The organism is Streptosporangium sp. NPDC003464 (genome assembly GCF_053588315.1).
This window is the reverse complement of the sequence record NZ_JBSFPS010000066.1, coordinates 22,208-38,863: the sequence shown is the minus strand read 5'-3', so window position 1 is coordinate 38,863 and position 16,656 is coordinate 22,208. Positions and strand designations below refer to the sequence as shown.

At 73.2% G+C, this 16,656-nt stretch carries 14 protein-coding genes and 2 pseudogenes; 4 read left to right on the top strand and 12 right to left on the bottom strand.

Annotated features, from left to right (window positions below; genetic code table 11):
- The 8 genes and pseudogenes from ACWDS7_RS17120 to ACWDS7_RS17085 form a co-directional block, all read right to left on the bottom strand.
- Nucleotides 1–327 (bottom strand): annotated as a pseudogene (locus ACWDS7_RS17120) (hypothetical protein); the annotation flags it as partial.
- Complete coding sequence (gene cobA, locus ACWDS7_RS17115; RefSeq protein ID WP_306866202.1) at nt 324–1,556, bottom strand: uroporphyrinogen-III C-methyltransferase; 1,233 nt, start codon at nt 1,554–1,556, stop codon at nt 324–326. The gene cobA and the pseudogene ACWDS7_RS17120, both read right to left, overlap by 4 nt.
- A gap of 153 nt (nt 1,557–1,709) precedes the next feature.
- A complete protein-coding gene (locus ACWDS7_RS17110) occupies nt 1,710–2,888 on the bottom strand; it encodes a nicotinate-nucleotide--dimethylbenzimidazole phosphoribosyltransferase (RefSeq protein ID WP_451930077.1) in 1,179 nt (392 codons plus the stop codon).
- Between the two features lie 40 nt (nt 2,889–2,928).
- On the bottom strand, nt 2,929–3,756 hold the full coding sequence (locus tag ACWDS7_RS17105) for a sirohydrochlorin chelatase (RefSeq protein ID WP_306866198.1): 828 nt from the start codon (nt 3,754–3,756) through the stop codon (nt 2,929–2,931).
- Between the two features lie 170 nt (nt 3,757–3,926).
- Nucleotides 3,927–4,469 carry a GNAT family N-acetyltransferase gene (locus ACWDS7_RS17100; RefSeq protein WP_306866196.1) on the bottom strand — a complete coding sequence of 181 codons (543 nt, stop codon included), beginning with the start codon at nt 4,467–4,469 and terminating at the stop codon, nt 3,927–3,929.
- Between the two features lie 203 nt (nt 4,470–4,672).
- Nucleotides 4,673–5,452: a LutC/YkgG family protein gene (locus ACWDS7_RS17095; RefSeq protein ID WP_451930076.1), complete on the bottom strand. Its 780-nt coding sequence runs from the start codon at nt 5,450–5,452 to the stop codon at nt 4,673–4,675.
- A complete protein-coding gene (locus ACWDS7_RS17090) occupies nt 5,449–6,858 on the bottom strand; it encodes a lactate utilization protein B (RefSeq protein WP_306866190.1) in 1,410 nt (469 codons plus the stop codon). Before ACWDS7_RS17090 ends, ACWDS7_RS17095 begins: the two co-directional genes overlap by 4 nt.
- Nucleotides 6,855–7,589 (bottom strand): (Fe-S)-binding protein, encoded by a 735-nt coding sequence (locus tag ACWDS7_RS17085; protein WP_451930075.1) that lies wholly within the window; start codon nt 7,587–7,589, stop codon nt 6,855–6,857. The genes ACWDS7_RS17090 and ACWDS7_RS17085 overlap by 4 nt, the downstream gene beginning before the upstream one ends.
- A 69-nt stretch (nt 7,590–7,658) precedes the next feature.
- Between ACWDS7_RS17085 and ACWDS7_RS17080 the strand changes: the two genes are divergently transcribed.
- Nucleotides 7,659–8,495: a FadR/GntR family transcriptional regulator gene (locus tag ACWDS7_RS17080; protein WP_451930074.1), complete on the top strand. Its 837-nt coding sequence runs from the start codon at nt 7,659–7,661 to the stop codon at nt 8,493–8,495.
- An 84-nt stretch (nt 8,496–8,579) separates the two neighbouring features.
- Here ACWDS7_RS17080 and ACWDS7_RS17075 read toward each other — a convergent pair.
- A pseudogene (locus tag ACWDS7_RS17075) lies at nt 8,580–9,923 on the bottom strand (sulfatase family protein); the annotation flags it as partial.
- 135 nt (nt 9,924–10,058) lie between these two features.
- On the opposite strand from ACWDS7_RS17075, the gene ACWDS7_RS17070 reads away from it, so the two are divergent.
- Nucleotides 10,059–11,078, top strand: a complete 1,020-nt coding sequence (locus tag ACWDS7_RS17070) for an LLM class F420-dependent oxidoreductase (RefSeq protein ID WP_451930073.1) — start codon at nt 10,059–10,061, stop codon at nt 11,076–11,078.
- A 6-nt stretch (nt 11,079–11,084) separates the two neighbouring features.
- Here ACWDS7_RS17070 and ACWDS7_RS17065 read toward each other — a convergent pair whose 3' ends face one another.
- From ACWDS7_RS17065 to ACWDS7_RS17055, 3 genes are all read right to left on the bottom strand, one after another.
- Complete coding sequence (locus ACWDS7_RS17065; protein ID WP_451930072.1) at nt 11,085–11,963, bottom strand: ABC transporter substrate-binding protein; 879 nt, start codon at nt 11,961–11,963, stop codon at nt 11,085–11,087.
- Nucleotides 11,964–12,224: 261 nt separating this feature from the next.
- Nucleotides 12,225–14,180, bottom strand: a complete 1,956-nt coding sequence (locus tag ACWDS7_RS17060; protein WP_451930071.1) for an FtsX-like permease family protein — start codon at nt 14,178–14,180, stop codon at nt 12,225–12,227.
- On the bottom strand, nt 14,177–14,908 hold the full coding sequence (locus tag ACWDS7_RS17055; RefSeq protein ID WP_306866174.1) for an ABC transporter ATP-binding protein: 732 nt from the start codon (nt 14,906–14,908) through the stop codon (nt 14,177–14,179). Before ACWDS7_RS17055 ends, ACWDS7_RS17060 begins: the two co-directional genes overlap by 4 nt.
- Before the next feature lie 115 nt (nt 14,909–15,023).
- On the opposite strand from ACWDS7_RS17055, the gene ACWDS7_RS17050 reads away from it, so the two are divergent.
- The gene (locus ACWDS7_RS17050; RefSeq protein ID WP_451930070.1) at nt 15,024–15,674 is read left to right on the top strand and encodes a response regulator; all 651 of its coding nucleotides are present in this window, start codon (nt 15,024–15,026) and stop codon (nt 15,672–15,674) included.
- Nucleotides 15,675–15,863: 189 nt separating this feature from the next.
- Entirely contained in the window at nt 15,864–16,505 is a 642-nt protein-coding gene (locus ACWDS7_RS17045; protein ID WP_451930069.1) for a DUF4328 domain-containing protein, read from the top strand.
- Nucleotides 16,506–16,656: the final 151 nt, after the last annotated feature.

The window sequence follows — 16,656 nt, the reverse complement described above, 5'->3', positions numbered from 1 at the left end:
CCGGGGGGCAGCGGGCGTCCCGCCGGTCAGGGAGGCGATGGTGGCCTCGGCGGCGGCCGCGGCCGCCCGGAAGGCAGCAAGGGGGTCCTCCGGGGCCGGAGGCGGGGCGGCGGGGCGGCCGGTCTCGTGGGTGGCCTGCGGGCGGGGGGTGAAGGCGTGGAGGGGCGCCGCGTCATCGTCGGGCGGGATGGCGCTGAAGATGACCGTCTGCTCGCCGGGGGACTCGGCGTCGTCCGACGAGATGTCGTCGGACGGCTCCTGAGGGGCGCCGGCGAGGCGGTGGTCGCGCTCGCTCGGATGAGTGGGCTTGTTGGCAGCCGACTTCACGGTACCCGCTCCGCTCGAACCATCTCGACCTCCTGGCCGACCTTCACGACATCGCCGACGATCACGATCGCAGGTGGCCGAATCCCAGCCGCGGTCACGCGCTCGGCCACGGTGGAGAGCGTGGCGTAAAGAGCGCGTTGGGTGGGAAGAGTACCGTCCTGTACCACCATTACGGGAGTTTCTGGCGAACGTCCGTCTCGGATAAGCGTTTCGGCGATTGTTCCGATCCGTTCGACGGCCATCATGAGCACCAGGGTTCCGCCGGACCGTGCCAGATTCGGCCAGTCGACGGTGGATCTGGCATCGCCGGGCGGGACGTGCACGGAGATCACATGGAACTCCTGGCTCACGCCACGGTGCGTCACCGGCACGTTGGCCGCGGCGGGCACCGCGACCGGGCTGGTGATCCCGGGGACGACGAGGACCGGGATGCCCTCGCGGGCGCAGGCGAGCATCTCCTCGCCGCCCCGGCCGAAGACGAACGGGTCGCCCCCCTTGAGCCGGACCACGAACTTGCCCTGCTTCGCGTGCTCGATCAGCAGCTCGTTGATCTTCTCCTGGGCCATGTAGCGGCCGTAGGGGATCTTCGCGGCGTCGATCAGCTCGACGTCCGGGGAGAGCTCGTCGAGCAGGGCCTGCGGGGCGAGGCGGTCGGCGATGACCACGTCGGCCTGGGCGAGCAGCTGCCGCCCCCGGACCGTGATCAGGCCGGGGTCGCCGGGACCGCCGCCGACCAGGGCGACGCCGACCGGCTTGGTGCGGTTGCGCCGGGCGTCGACCGTGCCGTCGCGGAGTGCTCCCACGACGGCGTCCCTGATCCCGGCGGCGCGGCGGGGGTCGCCGCCGGCGGTGATCGCCACGCTGATCTCGTCCACCCGGCCGCTGGCGGGGGTCCAGGCCGCCGACGCGTCCTTGTCGTCGGCGCGCACGCACCAGACCCGCTTGGCCTCGGCCTCGGCCGCCACCGCGGTGTTGACCGCGCGGTCGTCGGTGCAGGCCTGGACCAGCCAGGCGCCGTCCACGTCACCGACCTGGTACGGCCTGGCCTCCCAGGTCACGCGGCCGGTCGCGATGAGATCGTCGAGGGCGTGGGTGACGCTCGTCGAGACGATGGTGACCAGGGCACCGGCGTCCAGCAGCGCCGGGACCCGCCGCTGGGCGACGCGTCCTCCGCCCACGACGAGCACCCGCCGCCCGGAAAGTTGCAAACCGAGCAGGTAGGGCGACATGGTGACAGATCTCCCGTTCGCGATGAATGGTGAAGCATGGCGTCTTAAGAGGTAAACCTACCGGCTAATGGTCTGCTGTTTGCTGCCCCCGTGTTAACAGGGTAAAGAAAGGGCTGACCGCGATTCACCGGTGGTGTCCGGACCGTGCGCAGGTCACGCCTCCTTGTCGGTGACCCCGGCCGAATCGAAGGTCGCCACCTCGTGCATCACCCTGACGGCGGCGCAGACGATGGGGTGGGCGAGCAGGCCGCCGGTGCCCTCCCCGAGCCGGAGTTCCAGCTCGACCAGGGGGCGCAGGCCGAGATGAGCGAGCGCGGCGGCGTGGCCGGGTTCGGCCGAACGGTGTCCGGCCACGCAGTGGTCCACCACGGCGGGGGCCAGCGCCGCCGCCGCCAGCGCCGCCGATCCCGCGATGACGCCGTCGAGGATGACCGGCACCCTGAGAGCCGCCCCGCCCAGGATGAACCCGGCGATCGCGGCGTGCTCCAGGCCGCCCACCGCGGCCAGGATCTCCAGCGCCGGCACCGCCCGGCCCTCCGCGGACGCGCCGCCCGGCCCTCCCGGAAGGCCCTCCGGAAGGCCCGCCGCAGACGCGCCATCCGATCCTCCCGGCAGCCCCTCCCCGGACGCGCCGCCCGACCCTCCCGGCAGGCCGTTCGCCCGCAGGGCCCGCCGGACCACCTCGACCTTGCGGGCCAGGGTCTCGTCGTCGACCCCGGTGCCCCTGCCGGTCACAGCGGCCGCGTCCCGGCCGGTGAACGCGCAGATCAGCGCGGCCGAGGCGGTGGTGTTGGCGATGCCCATGTCCCCGGTGACCAGGCAGCGGGCGCCCTGCTCCACGAGGTCGCGGGCCACCGCGATCCCGGCCTCCAGCGCCGCGACCACCTGCCCGGCGGTCATCGCCGGCCCGAGGGACAGGTCGGCGGTGCCGTAGGCGACCTTGCTGACCGTCAGGCCCGGCGCGGGGGGCAGGTCGGCGGCCACGCCGACGTCCACCACGGTCACCGAGGCGCCGATCTGGGCCGCGAAGGCGTTGGCCACCGCGCCGCCGGCGAGGAAGTTGCCGACCATCTGCACGGTGACCTCCTGCGGCCACGGGGTCACGCCCTGGGCGTGGACGCCGTGGTCGGCCGCGAAGATCGCCAGAGCCGCCGGGACCGGGAGCGGCGGCGGGCTGACACCGGCGGCCCCCGCCAGCCGTACGGCCACCTCCTCCAGCACGCCCAGGGCGCCCCGGGGCTTGGTCAGGCTGTCCTGGTGGGCCCGGGCCCCGGCGAGAGCCGCCGGGTCGGCGGGCCGGATCGCGGCGACGGTCTGCTCAAGGATGGTCATACCGTCTAGTGTCCCCTGGAAACGGGGCCTCCCGGGAGGGTCACCAGGCGATGCCGCTGAGCGCCTCCTCGTAGCGCTCGATGACCACGTCGGCCAGGCCCTCGCAGTCGCCGATGACGTCGGCGCAGCGGACGTCCAGCTCCGGGTGGCCCGCGGCGTAGGCCATGGCCTGGGCCCAGACGCGGTCCAGCACGCCGCCGGCGAACAGCAGGTAGGGCACGACGATCACACGCTTGGCGCCGAGGCGGCGGCAGCGTTCGATGCCGCCGGGGACGCCGGGCGGGGTGAGGGAGACGAAGGCGGTCTCCACCGTCATGTATTCGTGGGCGTGGGTCTCCCAGAACAGGCGGGAGACCCGGTGCACGTCTGCGTTGGAGGCGGGGCTGGTGGAGCCGTCGCCGACCAGGACCACCGCGGTCTCGCCGATCTCGATGCGCTCGGGCTCGTCGTCCAGCGGTCCCGCGGCCGCCGGGACCAGGCGGAGGCTGGCGACCTCGGCCGCGGCGTCGGCCAGGCGCTCGGCGAGCAGTGCCAGGATGCGGGGGTCGGAGCCCAGGGGACGGCCGTAGTCGCAGGTGAGCATGGGGTGCCGCGCGTGCTCGCGGGCCATCGCCGCCGGGATGTCGGCGTCGATCCGGGCGTCTCCGGTGAGGGTCAGCGGCAGCGCCACCATGCGGTGGTGCCCGTGCGCGATCAGCGAGGCGATCGAGTCGCTGAGGCGCGGCCTCGCCTTGGAGACGTATCCGCCGGACACGGCGGCCGCCGTCTGGTCCAGGCGGCAGCGGAGCCGGTGGACGAACCTGCCGAATTCAGCAGATCCGTTGTCGTCGTGTGAGCCCTGCCCGATGAGCAGCAGCGGCGGCTTCATAGAAACGGGACTCCAATGACCTTGACCTGGGAATACGCAACGGCGACTCGCGAGGATATCCGATAACGTCGTGGCATGGACAGGTAACGGATATGTAAAGACGACCGGGACACGGCCGGACGCTCCCCGCCGGCGGCGCCGCGGACGGCACCGGCACGGCGCGCGCCCGATCAGGCCAGGTCGCTTCTGAGCAGGCCGAACACCACGACGTCGTGCGGGCCGTCGTCCTCCATCTCCGCGGCGCGCAATACACCCTCCCTGACGAACCCGGCCTTCTCCGCGACCCGGAGGGAGGCGGTGTTGTCCAGGTGGGCGCGGAGCTCGATCCGGCGCAGGGCGGTCGTCTCGAACGCCCATCGGGTCAGGCCGCGCACGGCCTCGGGGGCGTAGCCGCGCCCCCGGTGCAGCGGGTGCACGCCGTAGCCGATCTCGGTGGTCCCGGCGCCCCACAGGGTCTTGAACAGGCTGATCGCGCCGACGATGAGCCCGTCGGCGTCCATCGCCAGGTGTACGCCCTGGCCGGAGCGGCGCAGCTCGTGCACGCCGTGGGCGAGCCACTGGGCGATGCCGGACGGGTGACCGGGCGCGCCCGGCGGCAGGAAGGCGTGACGCGCCCCGATCACGGCGCGGATCCGGCCGGCGTCGGCCGGGGCGAAGGGGCGGAGCGTGAGCCGTCCGGTCCGGACGGACGTGTCGGGTGCTAAGGCGGTCACATGCCCTCCCTGCCACGCGGAGCGGGTGTCCCACGGCCCGTCGCCGGGCACGTATCCCAGCTCACCGCAGCCGGGCGCGCCCGCGCAACCGGGTGCCCGCCCGCCGAGGGAGCCGAGGAAGCCGGGGAACGGGTGAGGGGCCGGTCCGGACGCGGAGGAACGGTGCGGAGGAGCAGAGGAACGGTGCGGGGGAACGGTGACGGTCAGCGGGCGATCACGACCTCCAGCGTCCGGGGGCCGTGCACGCCCTCGACCCGGTTCAGCTCGATGTCACTGGTCGCGGAAGGACCGCTGATCCAGGTCAGCGGCCGTAACGGGTCGAGCCGGCCGACGGCCTCGGGCACGCCCGCGACGATCTGGTCGGCCCGGACCACGCACAGGTGGTAGTCCGGCACCAGGGTCAGCGCCCGCCGCCCCTGCCCGGGACCGGCGTCCAGCACGATCGTGCCGGTCTCCGCGATCCCCACCGCGCAGGAGGTGACCACGCCGTCGGCCGCGTCCAGCTCCGCCGCGCTCAGGGCGGGCGCGTCCCGCATGATCGCGGCCGCTCCGGCCCCGGACGTGCCTCGCCCGGAGGGTACGGCTCCCGCCTCGACGGCCGACCGCACGGCCTGCGCCCACTCCTCCGGCAGCCCGTCGGGGACGACCACCCGGCCGGCCACCCGGCGTCCCAGCGCCGCCGTGATCGCCCCGGCAACCTCGTCCGCGTCCACCACGTGCACGACGGCCCGGTAGTCGGCCACCCGCTCGGCGAACAGCTCCACCGCCCCGGCCTGGTCCGGCGACGTGCGGTAGGCGCGGGTGATCCCGGGCTCCGGCGCCCCGGCCACCGCCGCGCGGATCCGCGACAGGATCAGCTCCCTGCTCCCCGTGCCGGGGCCGCCCGCGGCCGCGCCCGTCCCGGGTCCCGTCCGGCCGCGCGGGTCCGGGCCCGCCGCGTGCGCCCGCGCCGTCGGGTCTGGTCCGGCTGCTCCGCCGCTCATCGGGCGCCTCCGTCGGTACGGTCCCACCAGTCGCGGAACGACTCGGCGGGAATGTCGGGGATGTCACGGGTGTCGGTCCAGCCGGCCAGCGGGCCGGGCAGGCGTCCGGGGACGAACCTGCGCAAGCGTGCGCCGAGCCGCTGGGCGCCGGCCAGCCGTGCCGGGCGGTCGAACACCCATCCGGCCGCGCGCATGCCCAGCCGTTCGGCACGCGGGTGGCGGGCCTTGCCGCGCAGGTGGACCAGGACCTCGGGGATGTCGATCGCCACCGGGCAGGCGTCGAAGCAGGCGCCGCAGAGCGTGGAGGCGTAGGGCAGCGAGGCGTCCAGCGCCGAGCCCATGCCGCGTAGCTGCGGGGTGAGGATCGCGCCGATCGGACCGGGATAGACCGAGCCGTAGGCGTGACCGCCCGCGCGCTCGTAGACCGGGCACACGTTCAGGCACGCCGAGCAGCGGATGCACCGCAGCGCCTGGCGTCCGACCTCGTCGGCGAGGACCCGGGTGCGGCCGTTGTCGAGCAGGACCAGGTGGAACTCCTGCCCCTCGACCGCGCCGGTCCAGGTGGAGGTGTAGGGGTTCATCCGCTCGCCGGTGGAGCTCCTGGGCAGGAGCTGGAGGAAGACCTCCAGGTCCCGCCAGCTCGGCAGGAGCTTCTCGATGCCGACCACGCTGATCAGCGTCTCCGGCAGGGTCAGGCACATCCGGCCGTTGCCCTCGGACTCCAGCACCACCAGCGTGCCGGTCTCGGCGATCATGAAGTTGGCGCCGGAGACGGCGACCTTGGTGGACAGGAAGCGTTCCCGCAGATGGAGCCGGGCGGCCTCGGCGAGGGCGCGGGGCTCGTCGGTCAGCCCCTCGGGGGCCGCGCGGCCGTAGGAGGCCATCTTCTCCTGGAAGATCTCGCGGATCTCCGAACGGTTGCGGTGGATGGCGGGGACCAGGATGTGCGAGGGCCAGTCGTCCCCGAGCTGCACGATCAGCTCGGCCAGGTCGGTCTCGTAGGCGGTGATGCCCTCCTCCTGGAGGGCCTCGTTGAGGCCGATCTCCTGGGTGGCCATCGACTTGACCTTCACCACGCTGGTCTCGCCGGTCGCCTTGACGAGGTCGGCGACGATCCGGTTGGCCTCCGCGGCGTCGGCCGCCCAGTGGACGTGGCCGCCGGCCGCCGTGACGGCCTCCTCCAACTGGAGCAGATAGCGGTCCAGGTTGCGCAGGGTGTGGTCCTTGATCTCCTTGCCCGCGGCCCGGAGCTCCGCCCAGTCGGGCAGCTCGGCCACCACGGAGGCCCGCTTGCCGCGGATCGTGTGCGTGGCCTTGCGCAGGTTGAACCTGAGCTGCGAGTCCTGTACGGCCGCCGCGGCGTTGCGGGGGAAGGCGGGCATGCCGAGGAAGGTGCCGCCGCTCATCGGGTGGCCTCCGTGGCGGCGAGGATCTCGGCGAGATGCATGATCCGGACGCCGGTGCGCTGGCGTTTGAGCGTGCCGCCGATGTGCATCAGGCAGGAGTTGTCGGCGGCGCAGAGCACCTCGGCGCCGGTGCCCGTGACGTTGCGCACCTTGTCGCCGCACATGGCGGCGGAGACGGCCGGGTTCTTCACCGCGAAGGTGCCGCCGAAGCCGCAGCACTCCTCGGCGCCGGGGAGAGGGACCAGCTCCAGGCCCCTGACCTGCTCCAGCAGGCGGGTGGGACGGTCGCCCAGGCGCAGTCCGCGCAGGGAGTGGCAGGTCGGGTGGTAGGTCACGCGGTGCGGGAAATAGGCGCCGACGTCGGTGACGCCGAGGACGTCGACCAGGAATTCGGACAGGTCGTGGACCTTCGGCACCGTCTCGGCGACCTCGCCGGCGAAGGAGGCGTCCCCGGCGCGGGCCAGGCGCGGGTACTGCTCGCGCACCATCGCGGCGCACGACCCCGACGGCGCGACGACCGCGTCGTACCCGGCGAAGACGTCCACGAAGTGCCGTGCCAGCCGTCTCCCCTCCTCGGGGTAGCCGGTGTTGACGTGCATCTGACCGCAGCAGGTCTGCGCCTGGGGGAACTCCACGTCACACCCGAGGCGGCGCAGCAGCGTCACGACCGCCCGCCCGGTGCCGGGGAACAGGGTGTCGTTCACGCAGGTGATGAACAGGGCGACACGCACGGCACTCCTTCCGTTCTATGGTCTGACCACAGTATGGTCTGACCATATTCGGTCACAAGAGGAGGTTCCTTGAGCGGATGGCAGCCCGTCCGGCGCACCCGGGCGTTCGAGGATGTGATCGCCCGGATCGAGGAGCGCATCGCCGTCGACGGCCTCACGGTCGGCGACCGCCTGCCGGGCGAGCGCCAGCTCGCCGAGCAGCTCCAGGTCAGCCGGTCGTCGGTGCGCGAGGCGATGCGCGTGCTGGAGACGTTGGGCGTGGTGTCCTCGCAGGTCGGCCGGGGCCCCGACGCGGGGGCCGTGCTCACCTCGCGGCCCGCCGGAGCGCTGACCGACCTGCTCCGCCTCCACCTCGGGCTGGCGAGCCTGTCGCTCGAGGAGGTCATCGACGCCCGGCTGATGATCGAGCAGTGGTCGGCCGCGCGCGCCGCCCGGCAGGGGGCCGACCTGTCGGCCCTGAGCGGCGCGCTGGAGCGGATGGAGCGCGCGGCGACGGCCGAGGAGTTCGTCGAGCACGACACCGCCTTCCACGTCGCCATCGCCGAGGCGTCGGGCAACCGCCTGATCGCCGCCATGATGCGCTCCCTGCGTGACTCGGTCCGGCGCTACGCCATCGAGGCGGTCGAACGCCTCGGTGACACCGGCGGGCTCATGGCCGACCACCGCCTCATCCATCGGGCCATCGCCTCCGGGGATCCCGGGAAGGCGTCGGCCGCCGTCGAGACCCATCTACGGCGCGCCTACCCGGACATCTCACGGGCCCCGGTCATCTCAGGGGCCGGCCCCGAAGACCGGGGTCGGTTCGAGGACCGCCGACGGGCCGAGGGAGGGGGGCGGGTCAAGGGCGGAGGGCGGGGTGAGGACGGCGGGCGGCCCGAAGAACGACGAGGGCCCGAAGAACGATGACGGCGCGGTGAACGAGGGCGGCCGGACGGAGTCGGCCGTACGGCAGTTCGCGCCGGAGCACGCCGTCAGGGCGTCGAGCTGCCGGTCGAACTGGGTGATCACCGAGGGCGGGACCTTGGCCGCGAGGTTGTGGAGCTGGTAGGGGTCCTTGACCAGGTCGTAGAGCTGGTACTCACCGGTCGAGTAGCGGACGAAGGTGTTGCGCGCGGTCCGCATGCCCTGGTAGGCGGGGACCGGGGTCTGGCGGGCCGATGCCTGGCTGGTCGGGCGGTAGAACTCGAGCAGGACGTTCTGCCGCCACGGCGCGGGCGTCCGGCCGCGCAGGAGCGGGACCATCGACCTGCCCTCGGCGAAGTCCGGCAGCTGGGCGCCGCCGAGCTCGGCGAAGGTGGGGGCGAGGTCCACGTTGGCGCACAGCTCGCCGATGGCCCCGCCGGCCTGGATGCCGGGCCCGCGGGCCACCAGCGGCACCTTGATCGACTCTTCGAACGGGGTCGTCTTGCCGTGGGCGAGCCGGTGCTGGCCCAGGTGGAACCCGTTATCGGAGCCGAAGAATATGTAGGTGTCGTCCAGTTTCCCGGTGGCCCTCAGGGTCCCGATCAGAGCGCCGACCATGTCGTCCACGCCGAGCATGGCCCGCATCCGGCGGCGGTAGCGCTCGTCGATGCCCTCGATCGCCCTGGCGCTGAAGCGCGGGCGCGAGCTGAGCCAGCGGGGCTCGGCGCTCACGTCCGGCTGGTCGAAGGACGGGGGGCGGGGCGCGGTGGCGCCGGCGAAGGCGTCGGCGTGCCGGGGCGCGTAGTTGGCCGGGTTGTGCGGGGCGACCGGGGCGAGGTAGAGGAAGAACGGCTCGGTGCCCTGCCGGGAGACGAACGCTCCGGCCTTCTGGCTGAGCACGTCCGTCAGATAGTCCTCCGGCGCGGAGCCGTGTGCCGTCAGCAGGCCGTTCTCGTTGAGGGTGTAGTCGTACTCGTCGTAGAGCCGGGTCACCGGCACGGCCCAATCGTCCCAGCCCGGTGGGACGTAGGTGGGCGCGGCGACGCCGCCGGGATAGTGGTTGAGGTATTTGCCCATCAGCCCGGTGCGGTAGCCGGCCGACTTCATCCAGGTTCCGAGTGTGGAACGTTCCAGATCGGAGTCATGGAATTTCGTGAAACCACCCTCGGGCGCCGTATTGGTCAGCACGCCGTGGCTGTGAACGTACTGCGAACGGAGAATCGACGAGCGTGAGGGGCAGCACCAGGAGTTCGTGACGATGAAATTATCGAAACGTGTACCTCCGCGGACGAGATAGTTCCAGATATTAGGAAACTTCTGCAGGTCCACTGTGTCCAGATCATCTGTGAGGATGAAGATGATGTTCGGCCGTCCGGCCGCCTGCGCTCTCACGGGACCGATCCCCGAGGCGCCGACGATGAACAGCAACATCAGACACAGAGCCTTGCGGACAGCACTAAGCACAGGTTCAGGTTTCCCGGAAACGGGAATACTGACACCTCGCTCTCGACCGGCCAATCTAGAACGTGTTCTAATCACGGTGCGCATATCTGCATGGAGGCCCCGATGAGCACCGATCTGGAACTTGGCCTGAATCTCGGTTACTGGCAGCGGAACGCCGACGACGCCACCGGACTCGTCCAGGCCGCGGAGCGGCTGGGTTACGGGTCCGTCTGGACCGCGGAGGCCTACGGCAGCGACGCCTTCACCCCCCTGGCCTGGTACGGCGCGCGGACGTCCCGCATCAAACTCGGCACCTCCGTGGTGCAGATCTCGGCCAGGACCCCCGCGGCGACCGCGATGACCGCGATGACGCTGGACCACCTGACCGGCGGGCGGCTGCTCCTGGGCCTCGGCGCCTCCGGGCCGCAGGTGGTCGAGGGCTGGTACGGCAGGCCGTTCCCCCGGCCGCTGGCCCGCACCCGCGAGTACGTCGAGATCATGCGCAAGATCTGGCGCCGCGAGGAGCCGGTGACCAGCGACGGCGAGCACTATCCGCTCCCCTACCCGGGCGGGGCGAACCTCGGCAAGCCGCTGAAGCTGATCACCCATCCGCTGCGCGAGGAGATCCCGCTCTACCTGGGCGCCGAGGGCCCCCGGAACGTGGCGCTCGCCGGTGAGATCGCCGACGGCTGGCTGCCGCTGTTCGTGTTCCCGGAGAAGGTCGAGCAGATGTACGGCCCGTCGCTGGCCGGGGCCGGGCCGGACTTCGACATCGCCGCCATGGTCATGACTCTGATCACCGACGACGTCCGCGCGGCACTGGACGGCGTGAAGATGATGCTGACCCTCTACATCGGCGGCATGGGGGCCAAGAGCCGCAACTTCCACGCCGACATCATCGGCAGGATGGGCTACGCCGAGGCCGCCGAGGAGATCCAGGCGCTCTATCTGGCCGGCCGCAGGCAGGAGGCGTTCAACGCGATCCCGGACGAGCTGGCCGACGGCATCTCCCTGGTGGGTCCGGCGGGCCGGATCCGCGAGCGCCTGGAGGCCTGGCGCAAGAGCCCGGTCACCAGCCTGCTGGTGATGGGCCCCCGCGACGAGACCTCGCTGAGGACGATCCGCGATCTGGTCCTGGGCTGACCCGGGTCAGGCGACGACCTCTTCCAGCTCGGCCGCCACGATCCGGTTCAGCGACGGCACGACCGCCGCCGCCGGGTCGACCCGGGCCACGAGGAAACCGGCGTCGTACAGCACGTCGGCGGCCGCCCGCTGCTCGGCGACGACCTCGGTGGTGACCGGCTCCAGCGTCCACGGCAGCCGCTTGAGCGCGGTCGTCCAGGAGTCCACGGACCCGCCCACCGCCTCGACGATCAGCCGGGCGGCCTCGACCGGGTGCTCCCGCGCCCACCGACCGGTCTCGCGCAGGGCGCGCACGGCCGTGGCGACGGCCTCCGGGGCCGACTCGGCGTAGGAGGCACGGGTGTGGAACACCGAGCGGTCGGCGATGATGCCGGCGGTGCCGCGGAGCCGGGCGAAGTGCCCGGAGCGCTCGGCCTCGACGAGTTCCGCCCCCTCGGCGACCCAGCCGGACACCACGCCGTCGCGCAGCCAGAACCGCGCCTCGGAGGCGGCCGGGCGCGGCTCGATGTCCTGGTAGGAGAGCCCGGCGTCGGCGAGCACCTTGGCCAGGAAGTGGGTCTGCCAGGAGCCCACGCGCAGCGAGACCGGCCGGTCCCGCAGGTCGGCCACGGTCATGACCGGGCCGGTGCCGGACACCAGCAGCGCGCCGTAGCCGGGACGCGGGGCCGACACGGCCGCGTAGGCGACCGGCAGGCGCGCCGCCTGGGCGGCCAGCGACGAGGTGGACCCGGCGCCGCCGAAGTCGATCACCCCCGCGGCGAGGAGCTCCCCGGTGCGGGCGGCGTCGGCGTAGCGGTGGACCTCGATGCCGTCGAGCAGGTGGTCGAGGCGGGACAGCAGGTGCAGCCAGGGGTTGTGGGCGTGCACCCCGATGCGGATCGCCATCGAATCGCTCCTAGGTCTTCTTGAGGGCCCCGAAGAGGAGCCGCCGGGCGAGGGGGCCTCCTGCCCGCCGGCTCCGTCCTCGTGAGCGGCACCCGTGACCATGAGGTCCGCCCCCGTTCACGGGAACGCCCGGCCGGGAGGTCTGCGCCCGCCGCGCGGGTCCGGCCCCGCGACTCCTCCGCCGGCCGGGGTCCCCGTGCTCCTGACGGTAACGATCCGCCTCCATATTTGCAAGTTTCCCTACTGGTTAAATAGGAATCTCTAGTCCGGGCGGGGCGCGGGGTCGGCGGTCACCGAGCGCAGGAGCGGGGCACTCGCCGCTCCGGCCCCGACCACCCCGGCGAACCCGAGCGCCACGCAGACCAGCAGGGTGACCACGCCGGTGACGTTCATCGCCGAGATGGCGAACGGGGCGGCGCAGAACATGCCGACCGCGATGGCGCCGCCTCCCATGACCGCCAGCGGGATGAGCGTCTCCGCGCGGCGGGCCCTGTCGAGCACCTCCAGGGGGGTGCCCGCCAGGCGGAGCAGGGCGTAGGTCTGCCTGCGGTCCAGGATCGAGGAGGCCGCGGTGATCCCGGCACTGGCGATCGCCACCAGGAACGAGACCGTGAGCACGGTCACCGTGCCGGTGCCGATGTCCTCCAGGACCTGGATGCCGGAGCGGTCGTCGTCGGCGGCCGAGGTGGCCACGTGCCCCGGGACCAGGCCCTCGAGCGCGGTGCGCGCCCGGTCCACCGACGCGGCGTCGCGCTCGCGGAGCGAGGCGGTGAGCAGCCTGCTCCCGCCCTCCCCGCCGGCCTTGACGGTGGCCGGGACGCCCGCCGCCGACAGCCGCTCGCGGGCCGCGGCGGTGACCTCGGCCACCTGGGCGGCGGGGACCGACAGCCGCAGTTCGGCGGGGTCGGCGTCGCCGAACAGACCGCTGCCCGGGCTGAGCAGGCCGATGAACCCCGCCACGAACCCGGTCAGGGCGACGCCGCTCACGGTCCGCCAGGCCGCCTTGGGGTCGTCCACCAGGCGGCGCCCGGCCAGCAGCCGGGCCGGACCGCGGGCCATCCGCGAGACGATCCGGCCCAGCATGCCGACCACCCACGGGCCGGCCAGGTTGATGGCGAGGAAGGCGAGGCCGAGGACCACGGCGACCACCCCGACAGCGGCCCCCAGCCCGAGCGCGGGCACCACCGCGAGGATCGCCAGCAGCGCGACGACCCGGACGAAGCGCATCGCCGGAGGCGTCTCCCGCTTGGCGACGCCGAGCGGGCTGACCACGACCCGGCGCAGGCCGACCACCGCCGACAGGCCCACCAGCAGTGGCACGGCCACCAGCACGCCGAGTACGGCGAGCACGCCGGGCCACAGGTCGGACAGGAACCAGGAGCCGCCCGCGATCTCGATCCCGGTCAGCAGCGGGACGCCCAGGCCGTACAGCGCCATGCCGAGCACCGCGCCGCCGAACGCGGTGATCACCGCCTCCGCGACGGTCATCGCGACCACCTGGCCGGGGGTCGCGCCCACCAGCCGGAGCGCGGCCAGGCGCTGGTCCCGGCGGGCCACGGTGAGCCGGGCCGCCGCGCCGCCGAACACCAGCAGCGGCACGACCATGAGCACGCTCGCGATCAGCCCGAGCGCCATGTACGCCTGCGCGTCACCCGTCGGCTGCCCGGCGAAGCCGGAGATCCTCACCGGTCCGATGCCGGCACGCGGATCGTCCGCCGGCTCGACGGTCATGATCGGGGCGTCCGGGACCTGGCCGCGGACCGCGACGAGCTCGCCGGGGTGGACCAGTGCCTCGTCGCCGACCGTCCCGCCGACCTTCTCGGGGAAGCGGCCGGCGAGCTGGCCCGCCGGGAGCTCCCCGGCGAGCTCGGCCAGCGCCGGGGAGAACCAGACCTCGCCGGGCGCGGGGAAGCGCGCCAGGCCCGGCGGCGGGGCCGCCCCCGGCTCCAGCGCCGCCAGGTCCACGACCGTGATCCGCTGGTCCCGCACGTAGTCGGCGTGCACGGCCTCGACCGCCACGGCCTTCCCGGTGGCCGCGACCGGGTTGCGCCACGCCTCCCGGTCGGCCCGTCCCTGGAAGGCCATGTTGACCGCCACGGCGAACAGCAGCAGCGCGGTGGAGACCGCCACCGCCGCCACGGTCAGCCCCGCGCCCAGCAGGCCGCGGCGGCCGCCGCCGCGCAGCAGCCGCCAGGTCAGGCCCATCAGCCCGCTCATCCGGTCACCCCGGGGAGGACCTGGGTCGACGGCTCCTGACCGGCGGCCGGCTGCGCGCCGTACCGGCCGGGGAGGATCTGGCCGTCGCGGACCTCGACCGTCCGGTCGCACCATCGGGCCACCTGGGGGTCGTGGGTGACGACCACCAGCGAGGCGCCGTTGTGCTTGGTGGCCTCCACCAGCAGGCGCATCGTGTCGTGGCCGGTGCTCTGGTCGAGCGCGCCGGTCGGCTCGTCGGCGAAGATCACCGCCGGCCGGGTGACCAGCGCGCGGGCGATCGCCACCCGCTGCGCCTGGCCGCCGGAGAGCTCGCCGGGGCGGCGGCCCTCCATGCCGCCGAGGCCGAGCGGGCCGAACCATCCGCGGGCCTGCCGTACGGCGTCGGCCCGGGACACGTTGCCGAGCATGAGAGGCAGCGCGACGTTCTCCTCGGCTGGCAGCTCCGGCAGGAGCTGACCGAACTGGAAGACGAACCCGAACCGGGTACGGCGCAGGGCGCTGCGCTCGCGCTCCCCCAGCCCGTCGATGCGCCGGCCGAGCAGGTGCACCTCGCCCGCGTCCGGCTTCATGATCCCGGCGAGGCAGTGCAGCAGGGTCGACTTGCCCGACCCGCTCGGTCCCATGATCGCCACAGCCTCGCCGGCGCCGACGGCCAGCCCGACGCCACCCAGCGCCACAGTGGGGCCGAACCGCTTGACCAGACCGGCCCCTTCAAGAACAACACTCATGGCGACGACTCTCCCTCGCGGGGGCACCGCGGCGGATCAGCCGACCGTCCGATTAGCGGGCGGGGCCATCGTCCGAAAGTCCGATGCCACATTTCGAGCTGGCAGAATCCATCAGGTGACGATTCGGGTGCTCATCGCTGACGACCAGGAGCTGGTGCGGACCGGCTTCCAGATGATTCTGGACGCCCAGGAGGACATGGAGGTCGTGGCGACCGCCGGCAACGGCGCCGAGGCGGTCGAGCACGCCAGGCGGCTCCGGCCCGACGTGTGCCTGCTCGACATCCGGATGCCCAAGCTGGACGGCCTGGAGGCCACCCGGATCCTGGCCGGTCCCGGCGTCCCCGATCCCATGCGGGTGGTCATCGTCACGACCTTCGACCTGGACGAATACGTCTACGGGGCGCTGCGCGCGGGCGCGACCGGGTTCCTGCTCAAGGACAGCGGGCCGACGCTGCTGATCGAGGCGGTCCGGGCCGCGGCGGCCGGGGACGCGCTGGTGTCGCCGTCGGTGACCGTGCGCCTGCTCGAACACCTGGCCCATCCGCGGGCCGGGACCGCCCGGCCGCTCAGCGAGCCGCTGACCGAGCGCGAGCTGGACGTCGTCCGCCTGGTGGCCAGGGGACGGACCAACCAGGAGGTCGCGGCGGAGCTGTTCGTCTCACTGTCCACGGTCAAGACGCACCTGGGGAGCATCCAGGCGAAACTCGGCGCCAGGAACCGGGTGGAGATCGCGGCCTGGGCGTGGGAGTCGGGTGTGGTGAGCTGATCCGCCCGGCGCGGACAGGCAGATCGACGCAGGCGCGGGAGGGAGCAAACAGGCAGATTAGCGCAGGCGCGGGAGGGATAGGAAAGGGGCAGGTCCTTCAGCGCATGGCGGGGGGAGATATACATGCGCTCCGTCCCATCCCTACCTAAAAAGTCTGCTTCAGCCGTATATGCAACCCTCACCGCCCAGGTGGCCGCCACCGCCGCCCTGGTGGTGTTCGAGCAGGCCCGTGGCCGGCGGCTGGCCCGGGAGATCTCGGCACTCGGCGGCGACCCCCATGCCCCCGGTGCGCAGGCCCTCGCCGGCGCGGTCAGCGTCTTCGCCGTCCTCGTCATGCTCGCCGCCGCGACGACCGTCGCGGCCGTCGCCGCCTACCTGACCTGGCTGGTCCAGGCCCGCCAGAGCGCCGTCCCCGGGGCGCCGGCGGGCCGGGTGCTGGCCGCCTGGGCCGTGCCGGCGGTCAACCTGATCGCTCCGCCGGTGCTGGTGCACCGCCTCTGGCGTGACTCCCGGCCGCCGGCCGGCCACCACGGCCGCTGGGCGGCGCTGCTGGCCGCCTGGTGGCTGAGCTGGCTGACCCTGCTCGCCCTGGTGTTGACGCGGCCGCCGCTCGGCACCCCGGGTGACAGCGAGTTGACCGGCCTCGGCCCAGCCGAGCTGGCCACCGTCGCGGTCTCGGCCCTGCTGTGCGCGGCGACCGTCCGGCAGATCACCCGGATCCAGACCATGGGCGCCGGCCGGGCCCGCCGGGCCCCGGCGGCCCCGGCCGCACCGCAGGCCCTCTCACGGCTCCTCACCGAGCGGAGCGCGGCACGGCAGGCCCAGCACTGACGGCCCCTCACCGAGCGGGACGCCGTACGACAGGCCCAGCACTGACCGCGAGGGCGCCCCGGGAGGGCCGCGGCGGGCGGGACCGTCAGTCCCGCGCTCTCAGCGCTGTCAGTCCCGCGCTCTCAGCGCCGTCAGCCCCGCGCCCTCAGCA

Bases quoted from the DNA above. Each gene is read 5' to 3' on its own strand.
- cobA (WP_306866202.1), bottom strand. From the start codon at position 1,556: ATGTCGCCCTACCTGCTCGGTTTGCAACTTTCCGGGCGGCGGGTGCTC.
- ACWDS7_RS17110 (WP_451930077.1), bottom strand. From the start codon at position 2,888: ATGACCATCCTTGAGCAGACCGTCGCCGCGATCCGGCCCGCCGACCCG.
- ACWDS7_RS17105 (WP_306866198.1), bottom strand. From the start codon at position 3,756: ATGAAGCCGCCGCTGCTGCTCATCGGGCAGGGCTCACACGACGACAAC.
- ACWDS7_RS17095 (WP_451930076.1), bottom strand. From the start codon at position 5,452: ATGAGCGGCGGAGCAGCCGGACCAGACCCGACGGCGCGGGCGCACGCG.
- ACWDS7_RS17090 (WP_306866190.1), bottom strand. From the start codon at position 6,858: ATGAGCGGCGGCACCTTCCTCGGCATGCCCGCCTTCCCCCGCAACGCC.
- ACWDS7_RS17070 (WP_451930073.1), top strand. From the start codon at position 10,059: ATGAGCACCGATCTGGAACTTGGCCTGAATCTCGGTTACTGGCAGCGG.
- ACWDS7_RS17065 (WP_451930072.1), bottom strand. From the start codon at position 11,963: ATGGCGATCCGCATCGGGGTGCACGCCCACAACCCCTGGCTGCACCTG.
- ACWDS7_RS17060 (WP_451930071.1), bottom strand. From the start codon at position 14,180: ATGAGCGGGCTGATGGGCCTGACCTGGCGGCTGCTGCGCGGCGGCGGC.
- ACWDS7_RS17055 (WP_306866174.1), bottom strand. From the start codon at position 14,908: ATGAGTGTTGTTCTTGAAGGGGCCGGTCTGGTCAAGCGGTTCGGCCCC.